The sequence below is a fragment of the Pseudoduganella sp. HUAS MS19 genome, from assembly GCF_053615455.1.
This window is the reverse complement of record NZ_CM132133.1, coordinates 49563-70855: the sequence shown is the minus strand read 5'-3', so window position 1 is coordinate 70855 and position 21293 is coordinate 49563. Positions and strand designations below refer to the sequence as shown.

Genomic DNA, 21293 nt, shown 5'->3' with positions numbered 1-21293 from the left:
ATGCGATTCAACCTGCTCACAGGCTTGCTGGCTGCCGCACTGCCGCTGGCGGCGCATGACGCCAGCCCCCAGCACATCCCTTTACAGCACTTTGGACAGAATGAAGGCCTCGGCAATCTCTCCGTCACGGCACTGATCCAGGATGCCAGCGGCTATCTCTGGGTCGGCACGGAGAATGGGCTGTTCCGCTACAACGGCGCCGACTTCCGCCGCTACGGCATCAGGCAAGGCATGACGGACCCCTTCGTCACCGCCCTGCACAGCAGCAGCACAGGCACGCTCTGGGTCGGCAACCACGAAAACCTGTACCGCCTGGACCAGGGCCGCCTAGCCCCCGTGCTATGGGAAGGACAGAGGATCCCAGTCTGGCCATTCCAGCCCATGGCCGAAGGCCCCAACGGAGAGCTGCTGCTGGCAAGCGAAGGCAGGCTGCTCGCCCTTGCCGCAACAGACGGGAAGACCAGCATTCGCCACTACTTTGACCAGGCCACGTTGAAGGCCCACCCGGAGTTGCAAGAAGTCCGCAGCATCCACGCCGACAATAAGGGCACACTCTGGATGGCATGCAAGGAATCGTTATGCCAGGCCAGCCAAGGCCGCTTACGCGTCCTCGGCGGGAATGAAGGCTTGCCGCGCGACGAATGGAGCAGCATCGCCACCGACAGGGACGGCAACCTGTGGACCCGCAGCGCCCTGCGCATCTTCACTCTACCCAAAGGCGCCGCCCGCTTCGAAGACCGGACACCCCCGCAAGCACTGATGCGCAAACACATGCTGCGCAGTGAACTGCACATCGACGACCAGGGCAACGTGCTCACCAACGCCGACCCCGGCCTGCTGCGCTGGCGCCAGGGCCGCTGGGAAAGCTACGGCAAGGAGAATGGCCTGGTCGCCGCCGGCGGCGTGACCGCCATCCTGCACGACCGCGGCCATGGCACCTGGCTTGCTACGCGCGGCCGCGGCCTGCAGCACTGGCTGGGTTATGGCAACTGGGAAAACTGGACCACGCAGCAAGGCTTGCCGGACGATGTCATCATCTCCGCGCAGCGCGACCGCCAGGGCACACTGCATATCGGAACCCGAAACGGGCACGCCATGATGGCACCCGGCGCCAACAGGTTCACTACGCCGCCCACGCAGCCGGCACTGGCGAGCCAGCAATGGGCCAGCATGGACCTGGACCGCAGCGGCAGGCTGTGGGCTGGCAGCTACTCCGGCATGCTGATGCGCTACCTGCCGGACAGCGGAAAGACAGAACTGGTCGCCACGCTGCCCTTCATCACGCAAGTGCTGGCCGACCGCAATGACCGGATGTGGATCGCAACCTGGAAAGGCGTCTATGTCCTGCCGGCCAATGCGCCTGCCGGCACGGCGCCGCAATTGGTAAAGATGCCCGAAACGGCCGGGCGCCATCGGGAAAACCCGGTCGGCGCCGGCTGCATGGACCAGCAAGGCCGCCTGTGGCTCCCCAGCGTGACCGACCTGCTGCACTACGACGGCAAGGCATGGAAGGTAATGCCCCTGGCCGAAGCGGTAGGCAAAGCCACGTTCGACGGCATCGCCTGTTCGCGTGACGGCCGCCTGTGGGCGGCTGCCGGCAGCGCACTGTGGAAGATAGAGGGGCAAGACAAACCAAAGGCCACCCGCATCGAAACGCCGGTGCTGCGCGAGCGCAGCGTCTACGCCATGCTCGAAGACAGCCGTGGCTGGCTCTGGGTCGCCACAGGCGCCGGCATGGCGGTATGGAACCGCGAACGCTGGCGCATGCTGAACCAGACGCACGGCCTGGCATGGAACGATTTGAACGGCGTAGGCTTCTATGAGGACCGGGACGGCTCAATGTGGATCACCACCAGCAACGGCCTGTCGCACCTGCTGCATCCTAAAACGCTGTTCGACCCCAGTGTGCCACCCGTCGTGATCGAAGAAGCCAAGCGTGGCAGCACGCCCCTGGCGGGCGGAGCCTCCCGCCTGCCATGGTCGCAGGAACCGCTGGTATTCCGCCTGGCCAGCCTGCAATTTGAAGGCCGCCAGGGACTGCACTACCGCTACCGCCTGGCCGGTATGGAAGACCAATGGAACGAATCGGCCCTGCCCGAGATGCGCTACGCCGCACTGCCTGCCGGCGACTACCGCTTCCAGGCGGTGGCAGTAGACAGCGATAGCGGCACCCGCTCAAAGCCCGCCGAACTCGCGTTCACCATCGCACCGCCATGGTGGCGCAGCTACCCCTTCTACGTGCTGTGCGCCGCAGGCGTAACGCTTGGCTTCCTGCTGTTCCACCGCATGCGCCTGCTGGTCCACAAGCGCCGCGAAGCAGAGCTGGAAGTCATGGTGCAGGAACGTACCCGGGCACTGGAAGAAGCGCAGGAAGCCCTGAAAGTGCGCGCACTGAAAGACGCCCTCACGCGCACCTGGAACCGCGGCGCAATGATGGAGATCCTCGACCGCGAAATCGGCAAGAGCCAGCGCACAGGCGAGAGCTTCGTACTGGTCCTGCTCGACCTGGACAAATTCAAGGCCATCAACGACAGCTGGGGTCACCTGGCCGGCGACGCGGTCCTGGTCGAGGCCGCGCGCCGCCTCACCGCCACCGTGCGCACCTACGACTCGGTTGGCCGCTACGGCGGCGAAGAATTCCTCGTGCTGCTGCCAGGCCTGTCACTGCCGGCCGGTGCCGCCCGCATCGAAGCCCTGCACCACGCAATCCGCAGTGCGCCGATGGACATCGGCGCCGACGCCGGCCTGGCAGTGACGGCCAGCTTCGGCGTAGCGGCCTTCAAGCCGCACAAACAATTAACGGCCACCGACTTGCTGCATCGTGCAGACGAAGCCCTGTACCGGTCGAAGCGCGAAGGCCGCGATCGTATCAGCTACGCGGAAGAGACAATGCAAACCTGATTGAGGAGGCACCATGGATCGTCGAACATTTGTGCAAGCAGCGGCAATCCTCGCAGCCGGCACCGGCTGCGCCAGCATAGGCGGCCGCACCCAGGCCCACGTGGTAGTCGTTGGCGGCGGCTACGGCGGCACCACCGCCGCCAAGTACGTGCGCATGTGGAGCCATGGCAGCATCGACGTCACGCTGGTCGAACCGAACGCCAGCTTCGTCAGCTGCCCGCTCTCCAACCTGGTGCTGGGCGGCTCACGCAAACTGCAAGACCTGACCCGCAGCTACGACGACCTGCAACGCAAGCACGGCGTAAAAGTCCTGCACGACAGCGCCTCCAGCATCGATCCCGGGAAGCGCACGATCAAGCTGCTCAGCGGCGAAGTGCTCAGCTACGACCGCCTGATCCTCAGCCCCGGCATAGAATTCCTCTGGAGCGAACTGCCCGGCATGGGCGTGGAAGGCGCACAGGACCGCATCCTGCACGCGTGGAAAGCCGGCCCGCAAACGACAGCCCTGCGCGCCCAGCTCGAAGCCATGCCCGATGGCGGAGTGTTCGTGATGACCGTGCCCCCCGCGCCATACCGCTGCCCGCCCGGCCCGTATGAACGGGTCTGCCAGGTGGCCCACTACTTCAGCCAGCACAAGCCGAAATCCAGGGTCCTCCTGCTCGACGCCAACGAGGACGTGGTCAGCAAAGGGCCGCTGTTCAAGAAAGTCTGGAAGGAACGCTACGCCAACATCATCGAGTACCGCCCCAGCTTCAAGACGGTGGACGTGGACGTAGGCGCCCGCACCGCGATTTCCGAACTGGGCGACAAGGTCAAGGCCGACGTGCTGAACGTGGTGCCTCCCCACCGCGCCGGCGCCATAGTAGCGCAGACCGGCCTGGCCAACATGAACAAGCGCTGGTGCGAAGTCGACTTCATCACCTTCGAATCCACGCAAGCGAAAAACATCCACGTGATCGGCGACGCGATCCAGGTCTCTCCGCTGATGCCCAAATCCGGCCACATGGCTAACCAGCACGCCAAGGTCTGCGCCGCCGCCGTGGTCGACCTGCTGAATGGCCGCCTGCCCGAACAATCGCCCCTGCTCACCAACACCTGCTACAGCTACGTAAGCGACAAAGACGTGATCCACGTCGCCAGCGTGCACGCCTACAACGCCGAAAAGAAAATGCTGCTGGTCGTCCCCGGCAGCGGCGGCGTCAGCCCCGCCCCCTCGGCACTCGAAGGCCACTACGCCGACAGCTGGGCGCAAAACATCTGGAACGACATACTATCCTAAAAAAATGTCCACCTCGGGGTCAGGAACGGAAGCGGACATTTTCCCCAACGCAGGTCACTGCACCTTTGTCTCACCTCAAGGAGCGCCGGACTCTTGAGTGCCACCATTAGCAGGCTTATCCCCTGCCTAATGGTGACCACATGCCACAATCCGCCGCGCAGCAAGGCCCCAACCTCTGGCACCTATCCGCCCTGGTCTGGGGCACATCCCTTCTGCTGATATCGCTGTTTGCGATGCCAATCAGCTTCAACCCGCTAGGCATACGCCTGCAACTCTGCCTGACTGCCGCCCATCTCGGAGGCGTGTTCTACCTGTGGCGGATCGCCACCAAGCGTGGCAATCCCGAGCGCCTGATTGACATCGCCATCATCACGCTGGTCTTCATCTACCTCGTACCACTCTGCATGTTCGCTGCACCCGTGATCGTCCTCACGGCTTACGCCATGCCGGCGCGAGCGTGGCTGACAGTCATCGCGATCATGTCGTTCTGCGCAGGCATCCTCGCCATGGTGCGGCTCTGGAGCACCGCAACCGACAAGAATACCGGCCACCGCTTCGAAGTATGGCTCGCGGAGGAGTTGAAAGGCGACACACTCAGGACCAGTTCGATTGCCATGCTCTTGAACCACGTGGGACGCCACGCCATAGAACCAAGCCGCATCGACGGCTGGTCAATGGCCGCCGCAATCGCCACCGGCCTGCCGATCCTGACAAGTGACATCGCCTACGACCATGCCAGCAGCAGCCTCGCCATCTGTGCCCTGGCCACCACGCCAATGGTCATGCACGCATTTTCCCGGCTGGTGGTGCATGCCTACCTGTGGATATTCCGCCTGCGGAGGTTTGAACGCGAAACGGGTCTCAGGATCGTAGTCAACCTGCGCAGCGGGAGCTAAGCATGGACAAGCTCCTGTACTTCTACGAGCAGGAACTTGGCCGCCTGCGCCGAGCCACGAGAGACTTTGCGGAAGCCCATCCCGATACGGCCGCTGCCCTGGAGCTGGGACCTGACGCCAGCACCGACCCGGAAGTGGAGCGCCTCCTGCAATCGGTGGCCTTGCTCAACGCCGCGACCCAAAAACTGATCGAAGACGGACGAAGCGACTTTCACAAGGCGCTGCTGCAAACGCTTCAGCCGCACTACCTGCGGCCGATTCCCGCTTGCGGAATCGCCCAGGTGGACACTTCCGCTGCCGGTTACAACGGAATCAGCACTGTCACGCGCCTGCCGCGCGGAACCATCATGTCTTCCGGAAGCTGCAAGTTCACCACGGCATACGAAGTCTGCATCGCACCAGTCGCCATCTCCCAAGTCAAATTCCATTCCACTATCGACGCACCGGTCACATTGAGATTGCCCTCGGAATCCACTTCGGCGCTATCCGTTACGATAGAAGCCACCTCTGACGGCGCTTCGCTCGACGGGGCGCTCCTGGCCAAGCTTCGCGTTTGCATTACGGGAGATCCCGATCAGCGAGCCTGCCTGGTTGACGCACTGCTCCTGCACGGTCTTTGTACCTGCCTTGAAGTTGACGGAAGCTGGAAGGTTCTGCCGCGTAACCCTTTCGCCAAAGTCGGTTTCGAGCAAGCCGAATCCCTCCTGCCAGCCACCATCGGTGAACAAGCTCCACGTATCCTGAGCGAGTATTCGCAGTTGCCGCAGAAGTTCGACTTCGTCGACATTGAACTGTTATCCGCTCCACCTCAATGCCGTCGCATCACGCTGCACGTTGTGCTTCCGAGCCTGCCGCATAGCGCCACGTCCCTGCGCCAGGCGAGCGCAGAGAACTTTCAGCTCTCGTGTACACCATTGATTAATCTCTTCCGCGGCCCGGCGTTGCAGGTCCGCCTGGACGGAAGGACGAGGTCCTACCCCCTGACGCTATCCAGTCCCGGCTGTGAGATCTATAGCGTAGACAGCGTCGCGCTGATGCACCGCACGGGAGCCAAAATATTCCTGCCTTTCCATGGAGCGTGCCATGATACGGACGGAGTGTTCTGGAAAGTGGAAGAAGAGGAGGGCGCCGCAATCAGCTTCATCGACAAGCGTCAACATCAGGGGAAGCTCGATAATGGAACGGCACTGGTCGAAATAACCTGCACCAACAGTGAAACAAGCAAAGTGGCGCGAGCCTTGAAAACGGAGGTCGGAACAGGCGGGTTCCCTATTCATTTCCTGGTTCCGCCTACGCCGCACACAAAAGCTAGCCAGCCGCGAGCGCTGCTCGAAGCAATACAGTCCAACGACATTTCGCTGGAGTCCATACGAACGGTTCTACTGGTCCATCAGCTCACGGCAAGCGACGCTTTCAAGGACTTTTCGGATAAGGCAGCATCGGCCTGGATGGATTTTCCCATAGGCAGAGTGCACATGCTCGGAACAGAGTTCTCGCTCACGATTGACGAAGAGATGCTGCACGGCCGAAGTCTGAGTGTCATGGCGGGAATTCTCGAGCATGTGATCGCGGCAAAGACGCGCAGAAACCGCTTCATTCAGCTAAGCCTTATCGCAGGTGACGGCCGTCGGCTCTATCACGGTAACGCGCAAATCGGATGCCGAGGAATAGTCTGATTGTGAGGGATGTTGCACCCTTGGTTTGCTCAAGATCAACGTCGACAAATTTTACGCGTGCAACCATAGGCACCTGCGTCAACCAGACGATAGGAGCCTCAAGTGGACAACGCACTACTCAGCTTCTTCCGGCAAGACAAGGACCTGGTTACAGAAAACCGTCCTTTGCGCCTGCGCCTGGCCCACCCGACGCAAATGCTGGAAGATGTTCTCTTACCACAGCGCGTGCAGGGCAGCGAATCAATCTGCGGCAGCATCGAGTACCGCATCCTGTGCGTCTCTCTCGACGCGTTCATTCCGTTGAAAGAGTTGATCGCGCTTCCTGTCGCAGTCGACATCGTGACCGATCGCGGCGACTTGCGCAGCGTGTGCGGCATCGTCACCGAAGCGCGTGCGGGCGACAGCGACGGCGGCTTGGCCAGCTACCAACTGCTCCTGCGCGACGCGCTCTCCATCATGGAGAAGCGCAACAACACCCGTGTTTTCCGCAACAAGAATGAAGTGGAGATAGTGCAGGTGATCCTGGATGAATGGCTGCAGACCAACCCCATTATCGGCACCTGCTTTCGCTACGAGATGGATGAATCGTTCCGGATCGATGCCTATCCCCAGCGCGAATTCACCATGCAGTACAACGAATCGGATGCCGCTTTCATCCGACGCCTGCTGAAGCGCCGCGGTATCGCCTGGTACTTCCGCGCCGACCAATCCGACTGGCCATCGCATACGATGGTCTTGTTCGACAACGCCGACACGCTTCCACCAAATACCGCTGACATCGTTCGCTATCACCGTGATGATGCGGCCGAAGAGCGAGACACTATTACCTCGTGGTGTGCAGTGCGCACCCTGCAGCCGGGAAGTGTGTCGCGGTTTAGCTGGAACTATAAGAATCCCCAGGACTCGGAATTCATGACCGCGAGAGTCGATGGCCGCTCCGACCAGGGACCGAACGGCAATGAAATGTCCGCCACACTGGATGACTACCTGGTTCTTTCGCCGCATGCGGGTGACGATCACGAAGACCTGTGCCAGCTTGGCCAGCTGGCCATGAATCGCCACGACCTCGATTCAAAGTGCTTCCACGGCGAAGGTAGTGTGCGTGACTTCTGCGTTGGCGAGTACTTTGAGCTTGAGGGGCACCCAGAAATCGACGCACACGCAAAAGGCGAGCGTGAGTTCGTCATCAGCGCACTGCAAATAGCCGTATCGAACAATCTGTCCAAGGACGTCGCTGCGCGGGTAGAACGCCTGTTTTTTCGAAGTCGATGGGTGCCCGGCGCAGACAGCGAGCTACCGGAAACGCGCGTAAAGATTTGCTTTACAGCCGTTCGCCGCGGGATTCCCATCGTGCCAGCATATGACGCACGAGCTGATATACCAAATGTCCCAATGCAAAGTGGAATTGTCGTTGGCCCAGAAGGTGAAGAAGTGCACTGTGATGAATTGGGCCGTGTGAAAGTTCGCTTTCGAACCACGCGAACGAAAGACCACGAGCACGCGCAAGGGGCAGGTGCGGCCGAAAGGGACTATGACTCCGCTTGGGTGCGCGTTGCCAGTAGCTGGGCGGGCAATGGGCCCGGCAGCACAAATCAATGTGGAGGCCTACACCTGCCCCGGGTTGGCAGTGAAGTGTTGGTCGCATTTCTGGGTGGTGACCCCGATAAGCCGATCATTGTTGGTCAAACTTACAACCAGGATGCACAACCTCCAGCGCTAAGCCAAGCTGGAGGTCTGCCCGGTAATAGATATTTGTCCGGGTTGAAAAGCCGTGAGGTCGGTGGCAGCAAGGCGAATCATTTACGATTCGATGACACGCCAAACCAAATTAGCGCCCAACTGGCAAGCGATCACGCTTCAGCGCAGCTGAATCTGGGATTTATCACGCACGAAAAGAGCGAAGGGGCAGGCGCGAAACGCGGCGAAGGCGCGGAGTTAACAACGAGTTTCGCTGCTTCGATTCGAGGCGAGACTGGTGTCCTGATTTCTGCCGCATCCTGCTCAGGTCAAGGCCGTGAAATGTTGGACCGAGAGCCATGCCTTAGCGCCGCAAGTCTTGCGCATGGAGTGCATCGGCATTTGGCCGAAGTCGCTTCCAAGGCATCAGAAGACGCCGAAGCCGCAGATTTGTTGGGTGATTTAATTGAGTGCGTCGAGGGGTGGAATGGTGCAGGTGGAAAACCTGTAGTGGCAATCGCAGCGCGCAATGGGATCTTGCATGGAACGGCTGGGCCAATCGCACTGGCCTCACAAACTGAAATCCATTCGAATAGTGGACAGGACACAAATGTCGGGGCAGGTGGGAACCTTTTTGCCCGTGCTGCGAAAGGAGTTAGTGTTCTCGCTTGCAAACTCGGAATAAAGCTTATCGCTGCGGGTGGGGACATCAAGATCCAGTCGCAGGACGGAAGCATTGAGATCTCTACATCCAAGAAGATTAAGCTGATTGCGAACGAGAAGATCGAACTGCATGCTCCAGCGATCAAGTTCGTTGCGCAGGGGACTCAGATCGAATGCAATGGTGGGCAGATCATTCAACAGTGTAGTGGCAAGCACACTATCAAGTCTTCAAAGTTTGACCATTTATCGGGAGGGGATGGAACGCCGCAAAGTCTCAAAGTCGACGATACAGATGTTGAGCATGACCAGCAGGTTCTCGTGACTGACTTACGTTCTGACAAACCATTGGTGAATCAACGGTACCGAATAACCGTCGAGGATGGAAAAGTCTATGAAGGAAGAACGGATAGCGAAGGACTTACAGAGAGGTTCAAGACAACGGCAGCTTTCGCCCGATATGAGATCGAATTAACAGACTAGGAAAGAACATGGCCACCAGTTTATTGACTGAAATGCAGTCCGGCACTCTGAAGGCAAAAGGTTTCGCGACGCCTTCGGAAGATAAATCACCTCAGCATGTACGGGTCCCCCCGAGGAAGGTTATCCCGGTAGTTTTCCTGCCCGGAATAATGGGTTCTAATCTGCGTGTGACATCCCAGCGACAGCGCCTGCTAAATAACGCGAACAACGCTGTTTGGCGCCCAGACAAAGTAAAAGAAGTCGGTTCACTTTCCATTTACGGACCTACGCGTAGGCAACTTCAGCTTGACCATGCTACAACCGAGGTCGACAGCTATGATCCGAAAAACAACCCAACTGGCTCAGCGAGAGAAACTTCTGATGAGCGCAATAGTAACGTTGAAGATATTGATAATGTTGCACTTCGTTACACTAGTGACTCGCCGCTACTTGTGAATGATCCAAGGCACGGATGCAATTTCCTCTCCATTGAAGAGAAGGCGCGTCGTAGAGGCTGGGGTGAAGTCTTTTTTGCCAGCTATAGGGTCGTTTTGGAGCGCCTGGAGGGTGCGCTCAACGCAACTGATCAGCGTGACCGATGGAGTCAAATCATCGGCATTGATCCAAATGTATGGCAGGCGCACCCGGAACCACGATTAAAGCCGCTGACAGCGGAAGAACTTGATAGCTCACTTAGCGGAACCCTATTTCCGGTACATGCAATGGGCTACAACTGGCTTCGATCAAACCGCGAGTCAGCTTTGCAAATTCGTAGGCGAGTTCTGAAACTTCTGGAAGACTATCAAGGCGCCGGTTTTCAATGTGAGAAAGTAATTATTCTTACCCATTCAATGGGGGGACTTGTCGCGCGAGCGCTAGCTCATCCAGATATCGGCAATTTGAGCGACAAAATCCTTGGAGTGGTTCACGGGGTCTTGCCGGCAATTGGGGCGCCTGCTGCTTATAAGCGTATGAGGTGTGGATTTGAAGAGAACTTGGGTGGGGCTGACCCAAGGCCAAAGATAGTCGGCAACAAGGGCAGCGAAGTGACTGCGGTTCTCGGAAATTCTCCTGGTGGCCTTCAACTCTTACCCTGCCGGGCTTATGGAAACAATTGGCTAGAAGTTCGACAGAACGGAGTTCTGTTTGATAGCTTTCCGAAGAACGGCGATCCTTACGAAGAAATTTACAAGTTGCGCAATCGATGGTATGGACTGATCAGAGAGGAGTGGCTGAATCCTGCTGAACTGCCGGAAGCTACATTCGCGAGAACTTGCACCTTTTTAGATGATGCGCGAGAGCTCCACGACACACTTGGCGACTATTACCACCCACGTACCTTTGCTCACTATGGTGCAGATCCAGATCGTGTGACTTTCGATAAGGTTGTTTGGGAGATCCATCGGGATTACGTCGGAAGAAATTGGCATGAACTAGCTATCGACGACGACGATACGCAGGGAACCCTGGTTGCAGTGGAACGTATATCAGTTGGTAGAAAGCTAAAGACACGTATAGCACTGGGAGCGCCAAGTGGCTCAGGTGATCAAACCGTTCCGCTTCGATCAGCCGAACATCAACTATTGAAAGGGCGCCTAAGGGGAGTATTTCGTCAAACTGGGTACGAACATCAGGCGAGCTATCAGGACGAACGGGCATTGGACAGTACATTGTATTGCGTGGTGAGGATTGCGCAGAAAATGTGGTGGAAGGGATGAAACTTATCTTTGCTGGGCGGGTCATGATGACATCGCTTTCACTAACGTTAGCCGCAATTCCGGTCGAGGGTTTTGCGCAACGGGGGGATCCAATGACACCAGAAATCAACAGGCTTACTAATCTGTTCAAGACTACCAAGGTGGTCTGCTTGGGACGGTTCCTTTTTGACGTTCCGGTTGACTCTGATGTCATTTATGGACCTGCAAGGTTACCCTATCTGATTGAGAGGTTGCCAGGAGCAGGTAGAAGGTTGGACGAGGTTTTGGCGGATAGAAAGGCGGAGCTTGTAGCTGACGACGCGTCTCGAGCGCGCGGAAATTTGCTGAAGCCGGGATCGATGTTTGGGAAGGTTGTGAACGGAGTAGTAACGGACCAATGGATCGTTTTCGGTGCTAGTAAGTCATCTGGAAGTTTTTATAGTATTGAGTCCTTTCAACGGATAGGCGGAGATTTGTATGTGCAACAGACCGCTTCTCCTGGTGATGAGTACCGCGGCGTGTTGGAACAGATAAATGCGGTTGCTTCGAATATCAGATCCCGCGCGACTGATGAACTGCCATCCGGTTCTGGCATTTGCCTGGACGGCGCGTTTATCAAGGAGCCGGCTTTCCCAATGTATGAAGCGGTGGCACTTGGTATACGCTTGCGCCAATACCCTGACGTTAGCTTCTCTCTAGAGATGATTAAGAAAGAGCGCAAGGTTAGCTCAGATTCTTTGGAGGCCCGCATAGCCGATGCAGAAAAGATCACGAAGGACTCGGGCGCTGGCGATTGGTATAACCAGGTCCGAGTGTTTCGGCGTGGCTTCCGGAACGTTGGAAAATGGGAAGGTTATGAGTACTTGGCGAGGAAACCAATGATCGGCCGCGTGATGGACTCGCATGAGTTTGCGTTCTTCTCTCATGGAGAGCCTGGTAACGCAATGCTTCCAACGATTGATATCGCTTTGGATACTGGTGTAAAAGGAAATATGGCTAGTGCCACTAAGACTAGTATAACTGATGAAGAAGCCCTTTACCTATGGGATAAGCTGTTGGGCTCGATACGGCCAATACTGCCGTTTGACGCAAATCTAAAGTAGGCAAGAATACTTTAGCGTTGCCAGCGGCCATTCAATGAAAACGAGGTTCGATGAGTGCGGCGCCCTCCCATGAAATTGGATTGATACGCGGATTCGATATCAGTCTGTTCTGCTTCTTTCTTCGCACTCGGCTTAGTGGAGCCTAGTGCTTCTGGATCCATTGAAGGGGCGGGCGGCTGTGGATGAAGAAAGACAAAGCCGCGTTGACGCACTACTTTCTAAAAGAAGAACGATCTGTATGGGTCGATATCTACTGGATGTTCCCGAAAGTGCGAGGGTTGTATATGGGCCGGCTAGCGCTCCATACCCAATCGAACGCCTCTCGTCTCAAGCAGCGAGACTGAACGAGATTGTTGCGGAACTGGTTCGAGATGCCGGCGCGAACAAGTCGAAACATCCGATCGGGCACAGCTTCGCGTCCAGGGTGATGGAGCGCTGGTGCGGGACCATGGGGTCCCCGAATATGAAAGGGTAACGCTAGGCATTCGGCTAAAAGAACTCGAGGATGTACACCTACCAGTCGATATGAATCTGAAGAGCGAGCTAGTTGAATCAGACGCGCTTGAGCCAAAACTAATGTCTGCGGAAGCGGAAGCTAAACTTCTGGGACACGGTGACTGGTATGCACGTATTAAAACCGCTAGGTGGGGTGCACCCCAGATCGCCAACTGGGATGGTTACGAAGTTGTGACCAAGAAGCCAGCTCAAGCCAAAGCTGATGCGGATCACACCCATGCCTTGCTCTTCGAAGAACGGCAGGACTTTGTCGTTGAGCATATCGGCCGATGTGATCGGCGTCTTGGTCGTGTATAGCTTGGCTGCGGCCCATTTGGAGTACGTATCGACGAAGGTCTGCTGGTAGATCCTGCCGACGCCTTTTATCTATCGTACCGACGTAGAAAGTGTCTTGGCTACCCAAGTAGCCAGGATGAGCGGTTTCGATTTCACCGTGCTCGATATCGTCATCCTGCTTTCGTTCCAGCGCCGCTACCTGGGCCTCGGTCAATACATCGCCGCTCTTGGCCACATGCCGTTCCAGGTTAGCCAGGCGCTTTTTGAAGGACTCCAAGTCATTTCGAGGCCAGATCGACCGGACGCCAGAGCCGGAAATAAAGATGCCACGTTTGCGCAATTCGTTGGAAACTCTAACCTGGCCATAGGCCGGCTGCTCAAGGGCAAAGGCCATCACTGCACTTTCGGTAGCTTCATCGACCCGGTTCTTAAGATTCGGCTTCTTCCGACTGGCGTCGATCAAGGCATCGACACCACCTGCCTGCATGGCCGACTGGTACCGGTAGAAAGTGTCGCGGGAAAATCCCATCACCTTGCAGGCGCGAGACACGTTGCCAAGCTCGGTCGCCAAATTTAGCAGGCCGACCTTGTGTTTGATGACGTTCTGAGAAAAACTACGCATGGGGCTACTCCTTGAACGCTTTCGCGCTGGTTTAATAAAGATTCGCACCTCTATCAAACCGGGTAACCCCACCCATTGGCAAGGCCCAACTGTCAGATCAAGTCTGAACTACTACAATTAAGAGGACTAAAAGCGGGCTGGTGAGAACACCGATGACGCTTATCGAGTCCTTCGGAAGATGCTTCATGGCTGTCATCCCCCAAGTGAATGGGTAGCGCGCAGAGCCTCGCATTCGGTTTGCTCAAGATCAACGTCGACAAATTTTACGCGTGCAACCATAGGCACCTGCGTCAACCAGACGATAGGAGCCTCAAGTGGACAACGCACTACTCAGCTTCTTCCGGCAAGACAAGGACCTGGTTACAGAAAGCCGTCCTTTGCGCCTGCGCCTGGCCCACCCGACGCAAATGCTGGAAGATGTTCTCTTACCACAGCGCGTGCAGGGCAGCGAATCAATCTGCGGCAGCATCGAGTACCGCATCCTGTGCGTCTCTCTCGACGCGTTCATTCCGTTGAAAGAGTTGATCGCGCTTCCTGTCGCAGTCGACATCGTGACCGATCGCGGCGACTTGCGCAGCGTGTGCGGCATCGTCACCGAAGCGCGCGCGGGTGACAGCGACGGCGGCCTGGCCAGCTACCAACTGCTCCTGCGCGACGCGCTCTCCATCATGGAGAAGCGCAACAACACCCGTGTTTTCCGCAACAAGAACGAAGTGGAGATAGTGCAGGTGATCCTGGTGTTGCCGCCGACCGAAAATTGACCCACTTTGAGGGCTGATGCCGACTGAAAATTGACCCAGGTGTTCTACTACTCCCGCCTATTTTTTGGGCAGGAGATAATAAGGTGATCACCATGGAAATGTTAGGTAAAGTTCGACGGATGTACCTGCGCGACAAGCTGTCGCTGCACGAGATCGCGAAGCGCACGGGCCTGTCCCGCAACACGCTGCGCAAATGGCTACGCAAGCCGGAAGACGCGCCACCGCCGCGCTATCGGCGAGAATCGGCACCCACCAAGCTGAGCGAGTTCCACGCCACACTGGAGCAGGCGCTCAAAGCTGACACCCACCGCAACAAGCAGAACCGGCGTACCGGGAAAGCGCTGTTCGCCCAACTCAGGGCCGAAGGCTACGTCGGCAGTTACAGCCGGGTTACCGACTTCATCCGGGAATGGCGTGGCCGCGAAGGCAAGGCGGCAGAGGCTTTCGTCCCGCTCAGCTTCGAGCTGGGCGAAGCGTTTCAGTTCGACTGGAGCGAGGAAGGCATGGTGGTCGGCGGCATCTACCGGCGTCTGCAGGTGTCGCACATGAAGCTGTGCGCCAGCCGCGCCTTCTGGCTGGTGGCCTACCCCAGTCAGGGACACGAGATGCTCTTCGACGCCCACACCCGCTCGTTCACAGCGCTGGGCGGCGTGGCCCGGCGCGGCATCTACGACAACATGAAGACGGCGGTCGACAAGGTCCAGAAAGGCAAGGGCCGCGTGGTCAACACGCGCTTCACCGTCATGTGCGCGCACTACCTGTTTGAGCCCGATTTCTGCAACGTGGCCTCAGGCTGGGAAAAGGGCGTAGTGGAGAAGAACGTGCAGGATAGCCGGCGCCGGATCTGGATCGAAGCCCAAGACCGCCAGTTCGCTTCCCTCGCTGAATTGAACGCTTGGCTCGGAGAGCGCTGCCGGACGCTGTGGGGAGAATTGCAGCACCCGGAGTACGAGGCGCTGAGCGTGGCCGACATGCTGGAACAGGAGCAGGCCCACCTGATGCCCATGCCCACGCCGTTCGACGGCTACGTGGAAAAGGCGGCGCGGGTGTCGTCCACCTGCCTGGTCACCGTGCACCGCAACCGTTATTCAGTGCCGTGCGAGCTGGCCGGGCAGATGGTGAGCACAAGGCTGTACCCGACCCGCGTGTGCGTGGTGGCCGGCGATGCGCTGGTCGCCACCCATGAACGCATCGTCGATCGCAAGCAGGTGTGCTACGACTGGCAGCACTACATCCCGCTAGTGCAGCGCAAGCCCGGTGCGTTGCGCAACGGCGCCCCCTTTGCCGACATGCCCGCGCCGCTGCAGCGGCTGCGGCAAGGCTTGCTGCGCCACGCCGGCGGCGACCGGCTCATGGCGCAGGTGCTGGCGGCCGTGCCCGGCGCCGGCCTGCCGGCAGTGCTGGTGGCGGTGGAGCTGGTGATCGAGTCCGGCGTGCTCAGTGTCGAGCACGTCGAGAATGTGCTGGCCCGCCTGAGTGCCGCCCCGCCGCCGGCACATGCCGAGACCAGCCTGGTATTGAAGGAGGCGCCGGTAGCCAACACCAGCCGCTATGACAGCCTGCGCGAGACGGCTGGCAGCAGCGCGGAGGTGAACCATGCGTGACCTGATCAAGGAATTGAAGGGCCTGCGCCTGCACGGCATGGCCGACGCTTGGACCGATCTGGTGGCGCAAGGAGAGCACGCCGTGTCGTCGTCCAAATGGCTGATTGAGCACCTGCTGCGCGCCGAGCACACGGACCGCGCCATGCGTTCGGTGAACCATCAGATGAACGCCGCCAAATTCCCCGTGCACCGCGACTTGGCCGGCTTCGACTTCGCGGCATCCAGGGTCGATGAGGCCCTGGTGCGGCAACTGGCCACGCTGGCCTTCACCGATACGGCGCAGAACGCAGTGTTCATCGGTGGCCCCGGCACCGGCAAGACGCATTTGGCGACGGCCATCGCGGTGGCGGGCATTGCCTCAATGGGCAAGCGGGTGCGCTTCTACTCGACGGTCGATCTGGTCAATGCGTTGGAGCGCGAGAAGCGGGAAGGCAAGGCCGGTCGGCTGACACAGTCGTTGATGCGGATCGACCTGGTCATCCTCGACGAACTGGGGTATCTGCCGTTCAGCCAGGCCGGCGGCGCGCTGCTGTTCCACCTGCTCTCGAAGCTGTACGAACATACCAGCGTGGCCATCACGACGAATCTGAGCTTTGCTGAATGGTCCGCCGTGTTCGGCGACGCTAAGATGACCACGGCGCTGCTAGACCGGCTGACGCACCACTGCCACATCGTGGAGACTGGCAACGACTCCTACCGCTTCCAGCACAGCAGTATGGCGGCCAAGGGGCGGATCAAGGCGCGGGAGCAAAAACAGAAGGCCGGGAAGGCGGACTTTCCGGTGTAGCTTTGAAGACAGGATGTATAACGATATAAATCGTTTACTCCGTTAATTAACTATTGAACTGACTAAGGGGGGATTCACGGCGGGCTGCGCCCACCGCGAATCCCCCCTGTCTTTGGTACACTTATCCACAGACGCCGGCTCCCAAAGCAGCGTCCCGCCCTGGGTCAAAATTCAATCGGCAGGGTGGGTCAAAATTCAGTCGGCGCCAACAGCGATGCACGAAGTCCGAAAGAACTTTCCAGTTGATTCGATCATGAATGGTGGGGCGAGCTCCCCGAATTTTCATGAGTTTGCCTATCCTGGATCTCATAGCGATGTTGGCGGCGGATACTCCCCTGGCGATCTAGGCATTGCTGCGGATGTTCCGGGTCCGCTAGGTGATTCGATGAAGCTGTCGCAAATTCCGCTGAATCACTTACTTGAGTACGCAGTTGCGGCAGGCGTGCCACTAAGCAGGGAAGCTGCAACGAGCACACGCTCACATTACGATCCCCTTGCTGTTTCGGAAAAGCTCAAAGCAGCCTTCAATTCTTTCCTAAAGCTGAATGGCTCGAAAAGCCAAACTCTCGCTGATTGGACAAAGGTCTACTTGGCGTGGAGATGGCAGATTCGAAAACGATATGGTGAGATTGGTCATGTCAGAAGGGCTAAGAAGGACCAGCAGCTACTGGTCTTGTCCAATCAAAAGTTGATTGATGACAGCGATCGCTTGCTGAAGAACGTGAGAAGTGGTGAACCTGCTCGAATGGTTAAAGACTTGATCTATCGCTCTGGCCAATCAGGCATTGAATTCGCTACCCCTGTCGTGATCGGAGACAATCTCGAAAGCGAAGCTGGCGAGGTGTTAAGGCAGGCAATCGCTTTCGGAATGCCAGACGCCGGTCTTATCGCCTTTTTTGACGAGTTTATCCACGATTCGTATGCCGGCTTTTGCGCAGACCTGAAAGAGCCGACCGGATATTGGCGTTACAGGAAGGGCTTCCAAGGATCGGATAAGCCGGTTAACGCCGATTTGCACGATGACAGCCTCGAAACCCAGAACATGACTTAATGGACAGACCGCGATGAAGAACTCAAAAGGCAAAGGAGTTATTCGGCTAGGCGACACTACGTCACATGGCGGAAAAGTCATCATTGCAGAACCGAGCTTCAAGGTGCTCGGCAAACCCCTCGTCTGCAATGGTCACATGACGGTCTGTCCAAGGTGCAGAGGAATGTTTCTTGTTCAGACAAGCGACTCTGAGCGGAAACATAATGGAAGAGGTGTCGCCTACGATGGAGATAAGACGGAGTGTGGCGCGACGTTGATATCCTCAATCTGACACCGGGATGCATTCGAAATCTATATGGGCGAAAAATACTTCTTAGGCATCGCTCAAAGCATTGCTGGAAGCGATATATATATTCAGGAGCATAGTCATTACGGTGATCCTTCGAAGATCGATAAGCTGGTGGAGGAATTGAAGAAGATTGCAGCAAAGATTGTTCCCCGCAATCCGGATACTTTGCCTAACGAAGCTGGTGTATGCGTCGATGGTGCATTCGTACTGGACTCTGGTAATCCCCATCATGAACGAACAACAGTGGGGGTTCGCTTACCTGAATCTGACGACGTACATTTTTCAGTCGACATGACGCTGAAGGATCGCTTATATGAGGACGACGCCTTGGAGTACCAATTGAAGATCGGTGAGCAGGAGGCTAATCAGAACGGGTTAGGAGACTGGTATTCTAGGATCAAGTTCTTGCGGCGGAAGGAACGGCGAATTTCCGATTGGAACGGATACGAAGCGTTAGTGCGTCGTCCTCCGCAGAAGCAGTTTCGCTCTGTGCATGAATTTTCGTTTGTGAGTCAAGGTGAGCCGAACAATTTCATGCTGCCCATGATCACACTTGATCTTCACACGGGGATTCAACGAAACACGATGGGTCTTGGCATGCCTAGTCTGAACGACGATGAGATCATTGAGGTTTGGGACAGGCTAACGCAGTCGATTCGGCCTATCGTAACGAAGCAAAACTCACGCTAGAACGAGGTCGCGATGCCGAACGTCGTCAGGATAGGAGACCCGACGTCCCACGGTGGTAAGGTAGTCAGCACCAGCGCCAAGCACTTTCTTGTGGGCGGCAAACCCGTAGCCCTGGTTGGTGACAAGTGCACATGCCCAATGACCGGTCACCAGAACTGCGTGATCGTCAGCGGAAATAACAATCACACGGTCAACGGCAAAGCCGTCGCATACGATGGCGACAAGACGAGTTGCGGTGCGACGTTGATCTCGACTGTGAAAACATTCGCGTCAAATTGAGGCCTGGTGACCTGCAACCCGGCGATCCGCACAGTTCCTTCCAAGGAGCCTGCCATTCCAACGGTGTGGCGCGAATGATCTAGCTCTGCTATTGTTTTCGATTTGATAACTTTATCGAGGACATTGGAAGGGCTCAGAGGCATGGATTCGACGCAGGAAGAAGCTGTGATACGCCACCACCCCATCACGGCTGGCATCATTGGAATCACCACGGTCGCGTATTCCGCGATCGTTTTTGTGGTGCGCCCGGCAGGGCGCACCTACTTGGAGGTGAAAGTCCTCTGCTCGCCCGACAAGGGGAAGAGCTAGCGGAAGGCAAGGGTGTCGCGGGCGACTGCGAATCTGGAGGAAGCCGGAAGCAAAGCGCTGGCCTGACGAACAGGAAGCGGATACGAGGCGGCGCAGCCGGGTGAGGTGTCCATAATCACCAAAGCCCAAAACTTGTACGGAAGGCGGCGACGTAGATCCGACAGGCATAAGCGTGAAGGTAGGTGCGCAATACCCGGGGAGATCTGCACATGTGCCACTGTGCTACCGGCATCGTGAGGTGACGGGATGCATGTGCAGAAGTCAGCCGAGGGCATAGTAGGTCGAGACAAGGACGAGGAGTCCGCAGAGCTTGGCCGAAGGCCTGAACATTCAACAACGCGAGTAGGACATTCGACCTCGATGCGAACCGATGAAACAGCAAGGCAGGCAACTGCGCCAGTGACGGGGGAAAGCGGCCGGATGTCGCTGGGGGCCGTCCCTGGAGTCGAGGAATGCACGGCGGCGAATAGGCGAACGAAAGCGGAAGGACTGCGGCAGATGGACGCCGTGGTCGAACGTAACAACCTCTGGCGAGCGTATGAGCGGGTCATGCGAAACAAGGGAGCGGCGGGAGTCGATGGACTCGTGCTTGCCGACTTCAAGGCATGGCTGCGACAGCACTGGCCAGCTGTCAGGACAGCGCTGCTCAAGGGCGAGTACATGCCGATGGCGGTTCGCAAAGTAGAAATACCGAAGCCAAACGGCGGGGTACGACTGCTGGGCATCCCCACGGTAATGGACCGCTTGATTCAGCAGGCGCTGCTGCAAGTTCTGCAGCCGCAGTTTGAACCTGGATTCTCCGAACACAGCTATGGCTTTCGTCCTGGCCGTAATGCGTGGCAAGCAGTAATGCAAGCGCAAAGCTATGTCAGGGAGGGCCGCCGCTGGGTGGTCGACGTTGACTTGGAGAAGTTCTTCGACCGTGTGAACCACGACATCCTGATGTCGCGCGTTGCACGCAAGGTCAAGGACGAACGGGTTCTGAAACTGATCCGGCGCTACCTCGAAGCGGGACTGATGGAAGGCGGTGTCGTCAGCGCGAGAACTGAGGGGACGCCGCAGGGCGGACCACTGTCGCCGCTGCTGTCGAACATCCTGCTGACCGATCTGGACCGTGAACTGGAGCGCCGGGGCCACCGGTTCTGCCGCTATGCCGACGACTGCAATATCTATGTCGGAAGCGAGTTGGCAGGGCAGCGTGTGATGGATGCGATGACTGGCTACCTCGAGCATAAGCTCAAGCTCAAGGTAAACAAGGACAAGAGCGCCGTTGCACGGCCTTGGGAAAGGAAGTTCCTCGGCTACAGCTTTACATGGCACAAACAGGGGCGTCTGAAAATCGCGGCGGCAAGCCTGAAGCGATTGAAAGACAAGGTGAGGGAAATCGTGGTCGGGAACGTATCTCGCAACCTGGCTACGACGATCCACGAGCTGAACCCGGTGCTGCGAGGCTGGATATCGTACTTCCGACTGACTGAGGTAAAGGGCGTGCTGGAGGACCTGGACGGGTGGATAAGGCGCAGGCTGCGCTGCATTTTATGGAGGCAGTGGAAGCGTCCGGCGACCCGTATCAGAAAGCTGCAAGCGAAGGGGCTGGACGCGAAGCGTGCGTGGAAGTCGGCAAACAACGGACGTGGCCCCTGGTGGAACGCCGGCGCGAGCCATATGAACGCCGCCTACCCGAAGAAGCACTTCGATGCACTAGGGTTGGTTTCGCTGCTCGCTACACGGCAGCGCTTCCAGTTTATTGAATGAACC

At 57.7% G+C, this 21293-nt stretch carries 16 protein-coding genes and 1 pseudogene; 15 read left to right on the top strand and 2 right to left on the bottom strand.

Annotated elements, in window-relative coordinates:
- The 7 genes from ACWBU6_RS00300 to ACWBU6_RS00270 all read left to right on the top strand — a co-directional run bounded on the left by ACWBU6_RS00300 (position 1) and on the right by ACWBU6_RS00270 (position 12351).
- Positions 1-2901 carry a ligand-binding sensor domain-containing diguanylate cyclase gene (locus ACWBU6_RS00300; protein WP_452646904.1) on the top strand — a complete coding sequence of 967 codons (2901 nt, stop codon included), beginning with the start codon at positions 1-3 and terminating at the stop codon, positions 2899-2901.
- A gap of 13 nt (positions 2902-2914) precedes the next feature.
- Positions 2915-4180: an NAD(P)/FAD-dependent oxidoreductase gene (locus ACWBU6_RS00295; RefSeq protein WP_452646903.1), complete on the top strand. Its 1266-nt coding sequence runs from the start codon at positions 2915-2917 to the stop codon at positions 4178-4180.
- 140 nt (positions 4181-4320) lie between these two features.
- Positions 4321-5076 carry a hypothetical protein gene (locus ACWBU6_RS00290; RefSeq protein ID WP_452646902.1) on the top strand — a complete coding sequence of 252 codons (756 nt, stop codon included), beginning with the start codon at positions 4321-4323 and terminating at the stop codon, positions 5074-5076.
- A 2-nt stretch (positions 5077-5078) separates the two neighbouring features.
- Entirely contained in the window at positions 5079-6752 is a 1674-nt protein-coding gene (gene tssF / locus ACWBU6_RS00285) for a type VI secretion system baseplate subunit TssF (protein ID WP_452646901.1), read from the top strand.
- A gap of 102 nt (positions 6753-6854) precedes the next feature.
- Positions 6855-9572 (top strand): type VI secretion system Vgr family protein, encoded by a 2718-nt coding sequence (locus tag ACWBU6_RS00280; protein ID WP_452646900.1) that lies wholly within the window; start codon positions 6855-6857, stop codon positions 9570-9572.
- Positions 9573-9580: 8 nt separating this feature from the next.
- Positions 9581-11269, top strand: coding sequence for an esterase/lipase family protein (locus ACWBU6_RS00275; protein ID WP_452646899.1), 1689 nt, complete (start codon positions 9581-9583; stop codon positions 11267-11269).
- Complete coding sequence (locus ACWBU6_RS00270; protein ID WP_452646898.1) at positions 11266-12351, top strand: T6SS immunity protein Tli4 family protein; 1086 nt, start codon at positions 11266-11268, stop codon at positions 12349-12351. Before ACWBU6_RS00275 ends, ACWBU6_RS00270 begins: the two co-directional genes overlap by 4 nt.
- Positions 12352-13068: 717 nt before the next feature.
- Here ACWBU6_RS00270 and ACWBU6_RS00265 read toward each other — a convergent pair.
- Positions 13069-13765: pseudogene (locus ACWBU6_RS00265) on the bottom strand (helix-turn-helix domain-containing protein); the annotation flags it as partial.
- A 314-nt stretch (positions 13766-14079) separates the two neighbouring features.
- Here ACWBU6_RS00265 and ACWBU6_RS00260 point away from each other — a divergent pair.
- The 7 genes from ACWBU6_RS00260 (at position 14080) to ACWBU6_RS00230 (ending at position 19226) form a co-directional block, all read left to right on the top strand.
- Complete coding sequence (locus ACWBU6_RS00260) at positions 14080-14526, top strand: contractile injection system protein, VgrG/Pvc8 family (protein WP_452646897.1); 447 nt, start codon at positions 14080-14082, stop codon at positions 14524-14526.
- A 92-nt stretch (positions 14527-14618) separates the two neighbouring features.
- Positions 14619-16130 carry an IS21 family transposase gene (istA, locus tag ACWBU6_RS00255; protein WP_452644063.1) on the top strand — a complete coding sequence of 504 codons (1512 nt, stop codon included), beginning with the start codon at positions 14619-14621 and terminating at the stop codon, positions 16128-16130.
- Positions 16123-16917: an IS21-like element helper ATPase IstB gene (gene istB / locus ACWBU6_RS00250; RefSeq protein WP_452644064.1), complete on the top strand. Its 795-nt coding sequence runs from the start codon at positions 16123-16125 to the stop codon at positions 16915-16917. The genes istA and istB overlap by 8 nt, the downstream gene beginning before the upstream one ends.
- A gap of 214 nt (positions 16918-17131) precedes the next feature.
- Positions 17132-17968, top strand: a complete 837-nt coding sequence (locus ACWBU6_RS00245) for a hypothetical protein (protein WP_452646896.1) — start codon at positions 17132-17134, stop codon at positions 17966-17968.
- 13 nt (positions 17969-17981) lie between these two features.
- Positions 17982-18239, top strand: a complete 258-nt coding sequence (locus ACWBU6_RS00240; protein ID WP_452646886.1) for a PAAR domain-containing protein — start codon at positions 17982-17984, stop codon at positions 18237-18239.
- A 24-nt stretch (positions 18240-18263) separates the two neighbouring features.
- Complete coding sequence (locus tag ACWBU6_RS00235) at positions 18264-18947, top strand: T6SS immunity protein Tli4 family protein (RefSeq protein ID WP_452646895.1); 684 nt, start codon at positions 18264-18266, stop codon at positions 18945-18947.
- Positions 18948-18959: 12 nt separating this feature from the next.
- Positions 18960-19226 carry a PAAR domain-containing protein gene (locus ACWBU6_RS00230; protein WP_452646894.1) on the top strand — a complete coding sequence of 89 codons (267 nt, stop codon included), beginning with the start codon at positions 18960-18962 and terminating at the stop codon, positions 19224-19226.
- On the opposite strand, the gene ACWBU6_RS00225 is transcribed toward ACWBU6_RS00230, so the two are convergent.
- Positions 19130-19426, bottom strand: a complete 297-nt coding sequence (locus ACWBU6_RS00225) for a hypothetical protein (protein ID WP_452649643.1) — start codon at positions 19424-19426, stop codon at positions 19130-19132. The two genes, ACWBU6_RS00230 and ACWBU6_RS00225, sit on opposite strands and share 97 nt — an antisense overlap.
- A 469-nt stretch (positions 19427-19895) precedes the next feature.
- Here ACWBU6_RS00225 and ltrA point away from each other — a divergent pair, with 469 nt between their 5' ends.
- Entirely contained in the window at positions 19896-21290 is a 1395-nt protein-coding gene (gene ltrA / locus ACWBU6_RS00220) for a group II intron reverse transcriptase/maturase (protein WP_452646893.1), read from the top strand.
- Positions 21291-21293 lie beyond the last annotated feature (3 nt).